This window comes from Vibrio sp., assembly GCF_038138445.1.
Taxonomy (GTDB): Bacteria; Pseudomonadota; Gammaproteobacteria; order Enterobacterales; family Vibrionaceae; genus Vibrio.
Genome location: NZ_JAYQDQ010000046.1, coordinates 17171 through 31526, shown reverse-complemented (window position 1 = coordinate 31526; position 14356 = coordinate 17171). Strand labels below are relative to the sequence as shown.

Here is a 14356-nt window from a genome sequence, read left to right as displayed (position 1 = left end):
CCTTGGAACTTCAAACATTAACAACACCGCCCCGTGGGTTCATGGGGCGCATACGCTAAGCAAACACCTGAAATGAATACCAATCTCTCAGCTGATGTTCAGAGACAGTGACAATGAGCTTACTTAAGTGCAAAATATAAATTAATAAGAGCGGTTTTATGCTCTACAACCATCCGAGATACTTATGGCACGCACAATCGAATACACATACAAAGGTAAAAACAAAACACTGACGTTTTCTTACCAGCAACACCACAACATACATGAAGCCGTTGCTCAAGCTGAGGGGATAGACATCTCTGAATTCCTGAAGATGGAACAGCAAATTGAAGCCGTATCAGACACAAAGGCAGTGCGTAACTTTCGAGACAATCATTTTAGAAAATTAGGCTTTGAGAAGATCACTCTTGCGCAAAAAGAGAATCGAGGCATTGGTTCTAACAGCAAATAAATAGTTTGATAAGAGCTTGCCTAGGCAAGCTCTTTTTTACTTGATATTTAGGAACGCTGCACCACGAACACCACCTGAATCGCCATGCTTAGCTTTCATAATTTTGGGACATTTAGCAACCGACATCAGGTAATTAGGAATACGCTTGGGCATTTCTTGATATATTGCCTCGAAATTCGATAACCCACCGCCTAAAACAACAACATGGGGATCATTAGCAGTAAAAATATTAGCTAAACAAATCGCCAACAATTCCATAAAGCGATCTACATGCTCTGCTGCTTTACTTTCTCCACTCTGGTATGCACTGATAATATCAAGCGCCTTTTTTTCTTCCCCATAATAGTGCTTATAGAGTAACTCAAAGCCGCGTCCAGATAGGTAGTTGTCTAAACAGCCGCTCTTACCACATCCACAGCCAAATAAAGGTGCATTTTCTCCGAGAAAAAGCCAGGCATCGAGAGGCAATCGCATATGCCCTACTTCTCCAGCAACATGGTTTCGGCCAGAAAACACTTTACCATCATGTACGATACCACCACCAAACCCAGTACCAAGAATAAGCCCAAGAACGGATTCTTCTTCCTCAAGGCTTTTGTCCCAAGCTTCCGATAAAGCAAAGCAGTTGGCGTCATTTTCTATTTTAATTTGACGACCGATTCTCGCTTCCAAATCCTTACACAGTGGTTTACCGTTTGCGGCTGGAATATTAACAGTTAACACAGTTTGGTCATCGGCATTCTCCATTCCTGGGATACCAAGTCCAATACTACCTTTGCAACCAAATTTCCTATCGTATTTCTCAACCAGCTCTGCAATGGTACTGATAAGCCGTTTATAGTCATCTGTTGGTGTAGCAACGCGCTCAGTTGCAACACGCTCTAGTTGATCGTTAAAGGCACCAAACTCAATTTTTGTGCCTCCAACATCAAAACCGTAGAACATTACCTCTCTCCTAAAACTCAGTCTAAATTCGATAATTTTCTTATTATCTACATCAATAGGCCTACAGTCCGTGATACCGTACCTATTTGTGCATTAACTCAACCTTTTCAAGGCCTTTATACCTCTTATCATACGTGCTCATAGCTAAGGTAACCTTGTAGTCTCGGCCTTTGTGTATCTGATTTTGTTTGACTTTTACTCATCAAATAGCTTTCTTTAAAGGCATCAAACCACAATGCTAATGTTCTGGCTGCCGAATGTTCTCCCAATTGCTCTAATACAACACTCGCGACTTCCGCCGTGGCGAGGTGCTGATCATTGTCACTTTGCCTCATTGCATACTGTGAAATTGACTGCGGCGAAATTGATAGCACTGGTAGGTTATCTAAGTAAGGAGATTTTCTAAACATTCTCCTCGCCTCTCTCCAACTTCCATCTAAAAAAATAAGTAATGGCTTTCTCTTGTTATCACTTAACTGCCCTATGTCTTCATCCCTGATGATACGATTTTTGGATTCAACATAGTCTTGTGGAAACACCACTAACGGCTGGTATAGAGGATTAATCAAAAGATCCAACACCTCCTGATTTGGCTCTGTACGGCTCCATTGATATGCATAGCCTTCTTTTACCGTATCAAGGATTAAGCGTCCTGTGTTGCTTGGCTTGAACACTTCATTACTTGAAAAGAGCAAAAGCACTGCAACATCTGTGTCGACATTAGGCTGATAGGGACATAGACAGAGGGTATGTTCTACTTGACAAAATGGGCATCGTTTAACCTTGCTACCTCTGGCTTGATACGCCCGAGTGGAAGATAACAAACGCTGTTCATACAAATGATGATACGCGTGGATTCTCATGAGAATTGATGGATAATAAATAAGAGGGCCAAGTTTACATGGCAAGTGAGATGTTGGAAATACACAACTGGAGAAAAATCAATCCATGGATACCCAAGATACTATTCGACTGAGTGTATTTATTAGCGTTTTATTTCTATGTGCTTTATGGGAATGGAAAAAGCCTAGAAGACGGCTCAGCCAAAACAAGTATTTTAGGTGGCTAAACAACCTTAGCCTAGTGTCGTTTAACTCCCTTTGCCTCGCCATATTTATGCCCATTCTTGCCTTTGATGTCGCCAATACCACACAAGCACACCAGTGGGGGGTAATGCACTATCTCCAATTACCAACATTTGCTGAGTTTGTCCTATGCCTACTGATACTTGATTTCGTAATCTATACCCAACATATTGTTTTTCATAAAGTGCCTTGGTTATGGAGGCTACACAGAATGCATCATAGTGATCAAGATATTGATGTGACAACGGGTACTCGGTTTCATCCAATAGAAATAATCATTTCGATGTGGGTTAAGATTGTCACAGTGATCGTCTTTGGCATCTCTCCCATTGCCGTCATGTGTTTTGAAATCATACTCAATGCTAGCGCCATGTTTAATCATAGTAATGCTCACCTACCAAAAAAGGTGGACTTCTTAATGCGTAAAATCATTGTCACGCCCGATATGCACCGAGTACATCACTCGCAAAATTTAAGCGAAACCCATTCTAATTTTGGCTTTTTTCTATCTATCTGGGATAGGTGGTTTAATACTTACCTTTCTCAACCAGAGCTTGGGCATCAGAAGATGGAAATTGGCATCCCACAGTTTCAAGCACAAAATGAGCAAAGAATTGACAAAATGCTCACTCAGCCATTCAGAAACCAATAAGAATTACTCACATGGATAGTTATATAAAGCAGTTACTGTCGATATTACTTTTGCTCATCACCGCAGGTTGCACTTCTTTGACGCAAACCGAACATTTAGTCGATATCGATGAAAATTCAGTAAGTTCCCCAATCACCAGCGAATTAAAGCACAATTTGCTCAGTTTTTATAAAGATTGGGCGGGCGTACCATATCAGCTGGGGGGAAATAGTCGATATGGAATAGATTGTTCAGCCTTTGTCCAGAAAACCTATTTAGATGTATTGAATATACGTTTACCAAGAACAACAAGATTACAGGTTAAAGTGGGCAAACAAATTGATTATGAGAATGCACTAGTGGGAGATTTAGTGTTTTTCAAAACCTCACCTTCTGTGAAGCATGTCGGAGTATATATAGGTCAAAAACGTTTTGTTCATGCATCTACATCGAAAGGAGTAATCATTTCCAGATTAGACAACCCTTATTGGGCTTCTAAATTCTGGCATTTCAGGAGAATCTACTCACCGACATGAATAGACACTATTTAGTCTTAGTCGTATTTTGCTACTGCGGAATCAAACAAGTTTTTTAGTAGTGCGATAAGCTCATCAAGAAAAGTTATTTGTTCATTTGTCGCTGGTTTTGACCAAACACCAGCGAGCACTTCGCTCAAGTCCTCTACAACCGAGTCTACCTCTTTTAACAGTTGAAAGCGTATCGTGGAATGGAGTTCAGGATTTTGCTCAAATATGGTCATGATGTTACTCGCTACCATATCGGTAACCACATCCTCGATACTCTCTGCACCTGTGTCTCCGTCTTCTGAGGAGAAGATGTCAAGATTAAAAGCCAGATGTTCAATTAGTGCAAGATAGCCATCGGTTTCAACAACCACTGTCGTTCTCCATTCATTCTTATGTTTTCTGGTCACTCTCTAATACTAAGACATATCAATGATTTTTCACAACCCACTCGATAATGATTTTTCACAACCCACTCGATATAGATATATGAATAAGCCATCGGTTCAAAGTAACATTTAGAACGCTTATATCGAGATCCCAGCACATTTATTTACTTGTACATTTGTAGTTCATTTGGTTTGGTATTTTCGAACTGTTAACCTAGATCATGACCATGATCACATAATAGTTAATTTATCGAATAGGCACAGTTAAACAGTTGAATTTTTTGTCATCGGCTTAAGAATCAACCAGTGGCTTATCCTACAATGTCAGCATCATGTTCACCATAATGGTTAGAGATATGTGGCAAGCTATTTCAGATCAATTGTCCGAAACACTTATGTTTTCTTTTGATATTGTCGAGAAGAGCCCTATAAGTGGGGGAGACATAAACGATTGCTACATGATAAGTGATGGCGAACAGCGATATTTTGTAAAAGTAAATCAACGAGATTTCTACTCCAACTTCGAAATTGAAGCGGAAAGTATCCATGTTTTAAGACAGAGCGGAAGCGTTTCAGTCCCTGAACATATATTGACCGGAAAGTGTAAAGATCATGCCTTCCTAATCCTCAACTATCTCCCAACTAAACCTCTAGATGATGCTGATAGCAACTACAAATTTGGCCAGCAGCTAGCCAAGTTGCATCAATGGGGAGAACAGAAGGAGTATGGTTTTGATCAAGATAATTACATAGGCTCCACTTTGCAACCCAATAAGTGGGACAAAAAATGGGGCCGATTTTTTGCTGAGCAGCGTATCGGTTGGCAACTTCAACTTATGAAGGAAAAAGGAGTGAAATTAGTTGATATTGGAGAGTTTACACATCTTATCCAAGACCGACTTTCAGGTCACCAACCTCGCGCTTCCCTACTTCATGGTGACCTTTGGGGTGGTAATGTCGCCAACTCACCTTTCGGACCAATTTGCTACGACCCTGCGTGTTATTGGGGAGATAGAGAATGTGATTTGGCTATGACTGAACTCTTTTCTAAATTTCACTCAAACTTTTATAGGGGTTATGAAAGTATCTTCCCTATTGATTCTCATTATAACCAACGCAAAGACATCTATAACCTCTACCACTTATTAAATCATTACAACCAATTTGGTGGTTCTTACTTGGATCAATGTGAGTCTGCGATCAGTCATATTCTTTCATACTGATATCTAAAAAAATTCACTTCTATGGTTCGGTATAGGAAAACTATTAATCTATGAGGTTCAGGTTCTTATAACCTTCCATTGAGTTTGTGGTGTATTTAGCCTCGCATTCTTCGTAAGCCAGATTATGCTTTATGTATCGAGCGTGTAGATGCAATTTAATTATCATAAACAAATGACGAATTTCATAGTACTGCTCTATGTCGTTACTGATAGCCAGATGCATCATTCTCATCATTGCTGTAAAGGAGAAACTTATGCGTCAATATTCCGAAAAAAGAGTGTCTTGCCCTCACTGCGGACATGCCATAAGTATTAGCTTGGATTCGAGTAACGGAAGCCAAAACTTTTACGAAGACTGTCCAGCGTGCTGCCATACAATTCATCTAGACATGGTTGTAAACGAGCAATTTGATCAGGTTGAACTGTCTATCGATGCAGACGATGAACAAATATTTTGAACTCCACTCAATAAGATGACAGTTGTGTAAGCGCCTAAAGCTTATAGATGTGAGGTTGAAGTATAGAGCATAGTGCTCATATATAAGAAACCACTCACAATTGTGATGTTTTGGTGGCGGCTCGAATAACAATAATTTATCATTCCATTCAATCTCTTATGACAGTCAAGCCAAAAACATTTAACCAGCATAGAGTCTCTAGCTGACTCTCATATCTAATTCACCCCAAATTTCATTATCTGATTTTTAGGAGTTTTAAGTGCACCTCTATAAGCAAGAAATAATTAAGCTGATTAGATTATCAACACCAGTGTTAATTGCCTCTGTCGCGCAAACCGGGATGGGATTCGTTGATACTGTAATGGCTGGGGGTGTAAGTGCTATTGATATGGCCGCAGTGTCAATCGCTTCAAGTATTTGGCTACCTTCAATTTTGTTCGGTGTGGGACTGCTAATGGCTCTGGTTTCAGTGGTAGCACAGCTTAATGGGGCTGGTAGGCAAGTGAAAATTCCCTTTGAAATACAACAAGGTGCCATATTAGCCATATTGCTCTCTATACCAATTATTTTGGTTTTATTTCAAACACCAAGAATTATGGAGTGGATGGATGTCGAGACGCTGATGGCAAATAAAACCGAAGGTTACATGCATGCTGTTATATTTGCCGTCCCCGCGTTCCTATTATTTCAGGCATTACGCAGCTTCACAGACGGCATGTCATTAACGCAGCCAGCAATGGTAATTGGATTTGTTGGTCTAGTATGCAACATTCCTCTTAATTGGATATTTGTTTATGGAAAATTAGGTGCTCCAGCTCTAGGTGGTGTGGGATGTGGCGTTGCAACGGCAATTGTCTATTGGATAATGTTTTTTCTATTACTTGCTTACGTCATTACGTCCAAAAGAATCGCCCATATTCACTTATTTGAATGTTTCTATCGACCTCACTTACCATCACTTATACGGTTATTTAAACTCGGCTTTCCAGTCGCTGCTGCACTCTTTTTCGAAGTCACCCTATTTGCAGTTGTGGCAATACTCGTCGCCCCACTCGGTTCTCTTGTTGTGGCCGCTCATCAAGTGACAATGAACTTCTCTTCTTTGATCTTTATGCTCCCTATGAGTATTGGTGCCGCGACAAGTATTCGCGTAGGCCATAATTTAGGAGAAGGTAACGTTCGGGGAGCAACCATAGCTTCACATGTGGCAATTGGGTTATCTGTCTTACTAGCTCTCGTCACTGCTTTTTTCACTATATCGTGTCGGGAGCTCATTGCTTTACTCTATACCGACAACCGAGCTGTCATCAGCATTGCTATGCAACTACTGTTATTTGCAGCGCTTTATCAAGTGACAGACGCTGTGCAAGTCGTCGCGGCTGGAGCATTACGTGGATACAAGGATATGGCTGCGATCTTCAACCGCACTTTTATCGCTTATTGGGTACTGGGTCTACCTATGGGCTATCTTCTGGGTATGACAAATTGGATTGTTGAACCCATGGGAGCAGAAGGTTTTTGGATTGGCTTTATCATTGGATTATCTTCAGCAGCATTTATGCTAGGAATTCGCCTACATTGGATGCACAGACAACCCGACAATGTTCAGTTGAGCTTTGCAGAGAAATGATCGATTACCTGCTTGCGATAGTAGTTAACAGTTAACCATATAAGAAATTGAAAATAGCATTGCGAACCATAAGAATTTATATAGTTATACTCTCCTCCACTATGGTCACGTCTTGTGGCTTCGGTGGTGATGTATTAGTTCAAACTTTAGAAACCTATATAGCCCGTATTGCTAGCATCCAAGACCGCCCTGCCTTTAATTTACCTAAAAGTAAAAATATCACACTACCCAGTAAAAGAGCGTTGTTCATCAACATACCGACAATCAGCATTGGTCTGCTTGACAGCTATGAACTAAGAAAATGTGGCTTGTTCTCCCTTGTGGCTGAGCGTAACTCGATTCTAGGGAAAGTTCAAGACCGATTTCGCAACTATGACTACCAAATAGCGCTCAGCCGTGGTCTTAGAGGCTGTATACAACACCCTAGTTTATCTAAAGAGTTGCAATCTCAACTAGCCGAAATTCACAGGCAAAAATTATCTCAGATCCCGAAGCACCTTTCTAATCTAGTCTACAGTAGTGCAGCGATGAGAAATCAGCTTCAGTCATCCTATCCTCTTACGATTGAAGGTCCGAGAGAAAGCACCATGATCCTAGATGCTGTCCGACAAATAGACAAAGCCCTGTTAGCCACTCAACAGCTTGATGAGCCAGCAGAGTTAACATTCCTTACTCCCTATCAAGAAACTCTAGATAAGTATGCCGTTATAGGTAAACTCAGCTACTCAATGCTAAACATTAGCCAGATGCTACCAATCGTAACAATGCAGCTCAAAGAATATGACGATATCATCCAATGTAAAAAAAACAGAAACAAGACTCGGTTTAATTACTTAAGAAATATCTTTAACCAGTTCTTTATCGGCGAAATTCAACCATACATAGCAAAGATTAATAGCGTATATTACGATCTTGAACCCTACCTCAATTTTACAGTAACAGCTCATCCAGAATACCAATACCCGATAAAAAAGTACCACCAAGCTTTTAGAGAGGCCACTTTATCTCATGTTGAATACTGGCAAGGGCTCTTCAAACGATGCGGCACTAGTCCTAATCAATAGCGCTATCCACTCGCTCTCTCAAAAAGCGAGCGAACTTGGGAATACCTTTGTGTGTGTACCCGTTATGTCTATAGGTAATGGTTGTTCCAAGTCTTGGTGGTTTTTTCCTTAGTTCATCGCTCAGTCCACTTCCTACATAAAACTGAACACCGGAATCCAACTGAACTAACAAAGCCCCAACTAGCCCCGAGAGTTTTCCTTTTCCCATTTTGTAACCAATTATGGTTGCTTCTGCATCATGATACTGCTTCATCTTTAGTAATTGTTCACCCCTACCACTTTGATACTTTCCACTAAATTTCCTCAGCATCACACCTTCACCACCATAGGCATTGATCTGATCAAAGTATGTGCTGAGTTCCTGCTCAGAAGAAATAGGCGTATGCTCAACAAATTGAATGTGTTCAACTTGAAGTGAATTAACGAGTTGGACGATATCTTCATATCTATGCAGGTAGCTAGCTGACGAGTGAGGCATATCAAATACCATAAAGCGTATATGTCGCCATGCGTTTTCTATCGGTGTCTTATCCAAAACCGTAGTTTGAACTAAATTAAAATTTCCTCTCCCAGCCCAAAGCTCGCCTTCTAGATAATAACTTGGTAAGGCTTCTATAAACCAATTGGGAGGATTTAGTTTCAGGCCACTGCGAGTTTGAAGGGTTTTGCCATCCCAAATTGCTCGGATACCATCAAGTTTTTCACTCTTCCAATATTGGCTCAAATCAATGTCAGGGTCATAAAAGCCTGCATGCATAAGCGGCAAGTGTTTGCGGTCTGCATCGTAAGAATCCGCGTTACAAGGAAGTGCCGACATTAAAGCGATGGCGATATAACTGAGTTTGATATACATATGCATTACCTTGTTTGAATCAACAAAGCTTGATTGTTAACCACTACCCATAAAATTCAATCAGAACCGTCTATGATCTGAGTAGCTTCGAAATGAATAAAAAGAAACAAAAATATCAATTAACTAATGATTGGCTAACTCAATTTTCTATTCACAGTTTAATTGGTCGTAGTGCCTCTCATAATGAGAAAATTCACTTGTCAATATGAGAATTACACCTAAATTCTTTATATGAGTCTGAAAATTAAGCGTTTATTTCTTGGCACGTAAACTGCTCCATTCAAACTAAACTACGTGAGGAGATACGACCATGGAACTACGTACAATTGAAACAACAAACGAAATGCTTACGCTACAAATCAATGGAAACCTTGATGCAGACGGCAGTCGCTATGCTCAAAAGCACATTGATGAAATCATTGCAGACCAGCATCTAGAGGTGGAAATTGATTTTCGTAATGTAAGCTTTCTAGATTCTTCAGGTGTCGGAGCTTTGGTTTATCTCTACAAGCGCCTAGTAGAGCGTGAGCGCCAAATGCGCATAGAAAATGTGACTGGACAACCACTTGAAATCATCAATTTGTTGAGAATTGATAAGGCAATCCCTGTGAACTCTCGCACCCATTAAATCTATAAGCGAGAGCACAGGCACTAACAAAGGACGTTGGCATGGTTAATTTTTTAAAACACATAGCCCTAGTTGTAACCAGTGCACTATTACTGGTTGGTTGTAGCAGCTATCCAGAAGAAGGACGGGGAGGATTAGCTGAACAATATATTCAATCAAGCTTTACCCCGGTCATGCCCGACGAGCCACTTGGCCCAGAACATGGTTTACGTTTTGACTGGCAACTCGCCAAACTACATTTAGATTCACTAATAAGAGAGGGTGCAAGGTGGTGTTTCCCCGCTGCCGTTGTTCAAGCAATTGAAAAACAAAATCGTATTGCTCGCGAGTTGGAAGGAGGCTTACTACTCGATGCTGCTAACGATATTGTCATTCAAAGAAAACGGCTCGATGAGCTAGAGAGGCAATTAGATTACGTCACATCTCAGGCCAAATGTGCACCACCATATGATGACTATAGCTTTCAACAACAATTAGCCGTTATCGACAAACTTTACAATATTTTAAATGTAGACAATCAGTTCGCCTTTAAGTCCACTGAAATTAATCCTAAGTACATGGGTCACTTGGCTCAAGCAGCGAACATTTTACGTGAGCATAAATCACTGAACTTAATTGTTACAGGACATACTGATGCCATTGGTAGTGAGATAAGTAACCAAAAGCTTGCAATGGGTAGAGCCAAACAGGTCAAACGTTACTTGACTATATTCGGCTTAGAGCCTAATCGCGTTGAAGCAAAATCCCTCGGTGAAGCTCTACCACTTTTTGAAGGTAAATCAGATGGAGTAAGGCTAACCAACCGCAGGGTAAGTATTGAAATAATTGAAACCAAAGATCTGGCTGAGAGAAAATTGAATGGAGGCTACTATGATTTGGAATAGGCTCATATTCATCATACTACTTCTCACCCTATCCTCCAATACGTATTCAGATGAGGAACGGGTCCAAGTCGGTGATATGGTTCAAGTAAACCTTCCCGGAGAAGACACTCTCAATAAGGGGTTTCAAGTTGATAAACGCGGCCGTATTAACTTGCCAGAAGTCGGGGCATTGTATGTGGCAGGATACTCAGAAGAGCAGTTACAAAAAGCAGTATTGGATACACTGAGTAAAGTATACCGAGACCTCTCTACCGCATCAGTTTATATTGCAGAACAACAAATTCTCATCTCAATTCAAGGCTATGTTAACTCTCCAGGCGAGTACACTTTATCTAAAAGTTCAGATGTACAAATGGCGATTCACGCAGCGGGTGGATTAAGATCGGGCGCTCAGCTAAACAACTTATTACTTAAACGCGGCAAAGAAAAACTTCCATTTAATTACAAAAGCTTCCTAGACACTGGTGATGAGACTCTACTACCCAAACTTAAATCACTCGATACTATATTCGTTCCTGCTTCACCTTTAGTCGGTAACATAGAACAACAGTTTGATGCCAGTAAACTTGCAAACTCTGGAGACAGTGCTGATGGGCGTACAGCAATTAAAGTATTTGGCGAAGTCAATGCACCAGGATCATTTAGCTTTAAAGAAAATTCTGATTTAGTAGACATTCTAATGCGAGCTGGCGGTGTTACCCGCTACGCTTCCGTTGAGCAAATCAGAGTGATCAGCAATAACAAACCACAAATTTTTAACCTTAAGGAATATCTCGATAGTGGTGACATATCACTGTTACCGAACCTCCAGCCTGGCACTACAATATTTGTTCCTAAGCAGGAAGAAGAGATACGTGCGGGTTCAAACGTTATTTACATAATGGGAGAAGTTGATCAGCCCGGCGCCTACGAAGGGAAAAAAGGTGCATCATTTATGGACATATTGGCTAATGCTGGGGGTCCAACACGTTATGCAGAATCACGTCAGATTCGTATCCTTAAAGCCGACGGTAAAGTTGTCAAGTTTGACTTAACCGCCTACACAGAAGGGCTAAGTACGGCGCTTCCTCCTCCCCAAATTTCTGCCGGAGACGCAATATTTGTTCCTGAGAAAACAGATATGAATGAGAAGTCATGGTTGAAGATTTCACCTGATAGAGCAGTAAATGTGATCGGTGAAGTGGTGAGACCTGGGCGTGTAGAATGGTCTGATGAAATGGACATGATGCACTTATTGGCGCACGTTGGAGGCCCAACACTCAGAGCGGATACTTCAAAAATCGAAGTCGTCACACCCGGTGGGAAAATGCATACGTTTAATCTTGATGAATTTATTTTACAAGGTGCACCAACCTCGGAACTCCCAGTGATTAAAGCAGGGACTATCATCCGTATTCACGATCTCCCTCAAGACCCAAGTGACAACAAGTCCCAATGGGTTCGACAAAGTTCAGACGCTTCAATTTATGTCTTCGGTCAAGTCAATGCACCCGGACGTTACCGTTTCACTAAAGAGATGCATTTCTTAGATATCTTATCAGCAGCCGACGGCCCAACAAAAGACGCGGATATTCATAACATAAAAATCACTCATCGAGACAAAAGCTACTCAAAGGTTAGTAAGCTGAATTTGTCACTGTATTTTGAAACTGGTGACGAAAGCCTACTGCCAAACGTCACAATGGGAGATACGATTTATATCCCAGAGAAAGATAAGATTTGGTTGGACAGAAGTAAAGAATCAACTGTGCGCGTATTAGGAGCCATAAACAAACCTGGACGATACGTATTCGATGATAATATGACCATTTTAGATATTCTTGCTGAGGCTGGTGGTCCGTCTAACCGAGCTTATCTAGAGAAAATTTCCATCGTCAACATGTCTTGCTGCCAAGAGCAAGCACGTACCTTTGATCTAATTGATTTCAGCAAGACTGCAAATGTATATAAGCTCCCAGTGCTCAGAGCTGGTGATACTATTTACATCCCAGACAAAAGTGAGGGACTACTAGAAAGACTCCGGATTGGATTAGAAGACATTCTACGCCTTACCACCACCATAGTTGTAATAGGAGCATTATGATGACTATTCCTGCGACTTTGACCGAAGTAGAACAAATTTATCTCGCAGCAGAGTTTAGCGAAGCCCGTTCCCTGTGTGTGACAGGTTGCAACTCTGGTGACGGTGTAACATCGATTGCTTCTGCCATTGCCGAAAGATACCTGCTCGGCGGACATAAAACCCTACTCGTTGACCTTAACTTATTCCACCCTGCTTTTGAACCTGTCCTCGAGAGTCAGGATGCTGGAGATGGCGTTGGCGTGTTGCTAGAGCATAAGTCATCGCACCAGTTGTTTACTGGTATGCCAGCTCCTAGCACCACCTCAACATTGCTAGCGTACAAAGACCCTAGCGTGCTGAGTACGACAGTGGATAAGTGGCTGCAACAATATGATCGAATTATTTGTGACACCTCGCCCCTACTTCATATCAACCGAGGCAACATCCCTGCTCAAGTCGTTGCAAGCGCTTGTGACCAGACAGTCTTAGTTGTGATGGGAGGAAGAACCTCAACTGGGCAGATCAAAAAATCCCAAGAGTTGCTTAATAATCCCAAAATTTCGTTTTTAGGTTCAGTTCTAAACCTCAAAGATCAGGCCACGTTAGGGCAGGAAATGGCAAGAGAGGTAGAGCGATTGAAGTTTTTGCCAAAGTCGCTACGCGAAAGGTGGTGTCGATGGCTAATCACCAATGAATTTTTGGCTCATTCTGCCTAGGAGAGTGATCGTGAAAAGCTTTATCTTAATGACAATGCTCTGCCTGATATCGAATATAAGTATGAGCGAGACGTTAACGTTTGGCGTTGTTCCACAGCAATCAGCAAGTCGTTTAGCACAGCAGTGGGCACCTATCATGTCCTATTTGTCAACTGAACTAGGGCAAGAAGTCATATTTGCCACGGCTCCTGATATACCTGCATTTGAAGAAAAACTAGAACGAGGTGAGTTCGATATCGCTTATATGAACCCCTACCATTACACGGTATATAGCCAAAAGCCTGGATATAGAGCCGCTGCAAAAACAAAAGACAAAGTGATAAAAGGTATTATCGTGGTTCGTAAAGACAGTAATGTGACTGAGCTGGCACAACTGCAAAACGAACAGCTAGCTTTCCCCTCACCCGCAGCTTTTGCAGCAACTATCCTCACACAATCCTACTTGAAAGATGCAAATATTAGTTTTACTCCAGCGTATGTTTCATCGCACGACTCAGTTTATTTGTCCGTTGCAAAAGGTTTTTTCCCGGCTGGAGGTGGTATCTTACGCACCTTTAAATCTTTACCCCAGTCTACACAAGATCAGCTTACTCCGATCTGGACCACTGATGGTTTTACACCACATGCGATAGCTGTTCATCCTCGGATCACCGACAAAACAGAGCTTCGGTTGAAAACAGCTCTAGAACAAGTTCACGCATCATCATTGATTAAACATCAGCTCAACCAACTTAGAATAAAAGGTTTTGTTTCAGCACAAAATAGTGACTGGGACGATATACGCTCACTTAACATTAAGGTCCTAGATTGACC

General features: G+C 41.3%; 16 protein-coding genes. 12 read left to right on the top strand and 4 right to left on the bottom strand.

The features are described from left to right. Positions 1-184: 184 nt before the first annotated feature. Positions 185-451, top strand: coding sequence for a DUF2960 domain-containing protein (locus AAFM34_RS12880; RefSeq protein ID WP_114787617.1), 267 nt, complete (start codon positions 185-187; stop codon positions 449-451). Between the two features lie 36 nt (positions 452-487). Here AAFM34_RS12880 and nagK read toward each other — a convergent pair whose 3' ends face one another. Both nagK and AAFM34_RS12870 read right to left on the bottom strand, forming a co-directional pair. Next, complete coding sequence (nagK, locus tag AAFM34_RS12875) at positions 488-1396, bottom strand: N-acetylglucosamine kinase (protein ID WP_341663424.1); 909 nt, start codon at positions 1394-1396, stop codon at positions 488-490. 128 nt (positions 1397-1524) lie between these two features. Next, positions 1525-2259 (bottom strand): tRNA-uridine aminocarboxypropyltransferase, encoded by a 735-nt coding sequence (locus AAFM34_RS12870; protein ID WP_341663422.1) that lies wholly within the window; start codon positions 2257-2259, stop codon positions 1525-1527. Positions 2260-2344: 85 nt separating this feature from the next. On the opposite strand from AAFM34_RS12870, the gene AAFM34_RS12865 reads away from it, so the two are divergent. After that, entirely contained in the window at positions 2345-3133 is a 789-nt protein-coding gene (locus tag AAFM34_RS12865; RefSeq protein ID WP_341663420.1) for a sterol desaturase family protein, read from the top strand. An 11-nt stretch (positions 3134-3144) separates the two neighbouring features. Beyond that, complete coding sequence (locus AAFM34_RS12860; protein WP_341663418.1) at positions 3145-3648, top strand: NlpC/P60 family protein; 504 nt, start codon at positions 3145-3147, stop codon at positions 3646-3648. A gap of 17 nt (positions 3649-3665) precedes the next feature. Here the strand turns inward: AAFM34_RS12860 and AAFM34_RS12855 are convergent, their stop codons facing one another. Beyond that, positions 3666-4010: a DUF3802 family protein gene (locus tag AAFM34_RS12855; RefSeq protein WP_341663429.1), complete on the bottom strand. Its 345-nt coding sequence runs from the start codon at positions 4008-4010 to the stop codon at positions 3666-3668. Between the two features lie 371 nt (positions 4011-4381). Here AAFM34_RS12855 and AAFM34_RS12850 point away from each other — a divergent pair, with 371 nt between their 5' ends. The 4 genes from AAFM34_RS12850 to AAFM34_RS12835 all read left to right on the top strand — a co-directional run bounded on the left by AAFM34_RS12850 (position 4382) and on the right by AAFM34_RS12835 (position 8400). Beyond that, positions 4382-5248: a fructosamine kinase family protein gene (locus tag AAFM34_RS12850; protein WP_341663428.1), complete on the top strand. Its 867-nt coding sequence runs from the start codon at positions 4382-4384 to the stop codon at positions 5246-5248. A 254-nt stretch (positions 5249-5502) separates the two neighbouring features. Continuing rightward, complete coding sequence (locus AAFM34_RS12845; protein WP_341663416.1) at positions 5503-5706, top strand: CPXCG motif-containing cysteine-rich protein; 204 nt, start codon at positions 5503-5505, stop codon at positions 5704-5706. A gap of 259 nt (positions 5707-5965) precedes the next feature. After that, positions 5966-7336, top strand: coding sequence for an MATE family efflux transporter (locus AAFM34_RS12840; RefSeq protein WP_341663414.1), 1371 nt, complete (start codon positions 5966-5968; stop codon positions 7334-7336). A 101-nt stretch (positions 7337-7437) separates the two neighbouring features. Beyond that, positions 7438-8400, top strand: coding sequence for a DUF3080 domain-containing protein (locus AAFM34_RS12835; RefSeq protein ID WP_341663412.1), 963 nt, complete (start codon positions 7438-7440; stop codon positions 8398-8400). Here AAFM34_RS12835 and AAFM34_RS12830 read toward each other — a convergent pair. Then, the gene (locus AAFM34_RS12830; protein ID WP_341663410.1) at positions 8390-9253 is read right to left on the bottom strand and encodes a DNA ligase; all 864 of its coding nucleotides are present in this window, start codon (positions 9251-9253) and stop codon (positions 8390-8392) included. The two genes, AAFM34_RS12835 and AAFM34_RS12830, sit on opposite strands and share 11 nt — an antisense overlap. 310 nt (positions 9254-9563) lie before the next feature. Here AAFM34_RS12830 and AAFM34_RS12825 point away from each other — a divergent pair, with 310 nt between their 5' ends. The 5 genes from AAFM34_RS12825 (at position 9564) to AAFM34_RS12805 (ending at position 14354) form a co-directional block, all read left to right on the top strand. Next, complete coding sequence (locus AAFM34_RS12825) at positions 9564-9881, top strand: STAS domain-containing protein (RefSeq protein ID WP_160927649.1); 318 nt, start codon at positions 9564-9566, stop codon at positions 9879-9881. 41 nt (positions 9882-9922) lie between these two features. Then, a complete protein-coding gene (locus tag AAFM34_RS12820; RefSeq protein ID WP_341663407.1) occupies positions 9923-10765 on the top strand; it encodes an OmpA family protein in 843 nt (280 codons plus the stop codon). After that, complete coding sequence (locus AAFM34_RS12815) at positions 10752-12848, top strand: SLBB domain-containing protein (RefSeq protein WP_341663405.1); 2097 nt, start codon at positions 10752-10754, stop codon at positions 12846-12848. Before AAFM34_RS12820 ends, AAFM34_RS12815 begins: the two co-directional genes overlap by 14 nt. Further along, complete coding sequence (locus AAFM34_RS12810) at positions 12848-13543, top strand: chromosome partitioning protein ParA (RefSeq protein ID WP_341663426.1); 696 nt, start codon at positions 12848-12850, stop codon at positions 13541-13543. The genes AAFM34_RS12815 and AAFM34_RS12810 overlap by 1 nt, the downstream gene beginning before the upstream one ends. A 61-nt stretch (positions 13544-13604) precedes the next feature. Continuing rightward, positions 13605-14354, top strand: coding sequence for a phosphate/phosphite/phosphonate ABC transporter substrate-binding protein (locus tag AAFM34_RS12805; protein WP_341663403.1), 750 nt, complete (start codon positions 13605-13607; stop codon positions 14352-14354). The last annotated feature ends 2 nt before the right edge of the window (positions 14355-14356 follow it).

Excerpts from the sequence above, each read along its gene's own strand:
- AAFM34_RS12850 (WP_341663428.1), top strand. The coding sequence starts at position 4,382 with ATGTGGCAAGCTATTTCAGATCAATTGTCCGAAACACTTATGTTTTCT.
- AAFM34_RS12870 (WP_341663422.1), bottom strand. The coding sequence starts at position 2,259 with ATGAGAATCCACGCGTATCATCATTTGTATGAACAGCGTTTGTTATCT.
- AAFM34_RS12845 (WP_341663416.1), top strand. The coding sequence starts at position 5,503 with ATGCGTCAATATTCCGAAAAAAGAGTGTCTTGCCCTCACTGCGGACAT.
- AAFM34_RS12865 (WP_341663420.1), top strand. The coding sequence starts at position 2,345 with ATGGATACCCAAGATACTATTCGACTGAGTGTATTTATTAGCGTTTTA.
- AAFM34_RS12830 (WP_341663410.1), bottom strand. The coding sequence starts at position 9,253 with ATGTATATCAAACTCAGTTATATCGCCATCGCTTTAATGTCGGCACTT.
- AAFM34_RS12825 (WP_160927649.1), top strand. The coding sequence starts at position 9,564 with ATGGAACTACGTACAATTGAAACAACAAACGAAATGCTTACGCTACAA.
- AAFM34_RS12805 (WP_341663403.1), top strand. The coding sequence starts at position 13,605 with ATGAGCGAGACGTTAACGTTTGGCGTTGTTCCACAGCAATCAGCAAGT.
- AAFM34_RS12835 (WP_341663412.1), top strand. The coding sequence starts at position 7,438 with ATGGTCACGTCTTGTGGCTTCGGTGGTGATGTATTAGTTCAAACTTTA.
- AAFM34_RS12810 (WP_341663426.1), top strand. The coding sequence starts at position 12,848 with ATGACTATTCCTGCGACTTTGACCGAAGTAGAACAAATTTATCTCGCA.
- AAFM34_RS12815 (WP_341663405.1), top strand. The coding sequence starts at position 10,752 with ATGATTTGGAATAGGCTCATATTCATCATACTACTTCTCACCCTATCC.
- AAFM34_RS12820 (WP_341663407.1), top strand. The coding sequence starts at position 9,923 with ATGGTTAATTTTTTAAAACACATAGCCCTAGTTGTAACCAGTGCACTA.
- AAFM34_RS12860 (WP_341663418.1), top strand. The coding sequence starts at position 3,145 with ATGGATAGTTATATAAAGCAGTTACTGTCGATATTACTTTTGCTCATC.
- nagK (WP_341663424.1), bottom strand. The coding sequence starts at position 1,396 with ATGTTCTACGGTTTTGATGTTGGAGGCACAAAAATTGAGTTTGGTGCC.
- AAFM34_RS12880 (WP_114787617.1), top strand. The coding sequence starts at position 185 with ATGGCACGCACAATCGAATACACATACAAAGGTAAAAACAAAACACTG.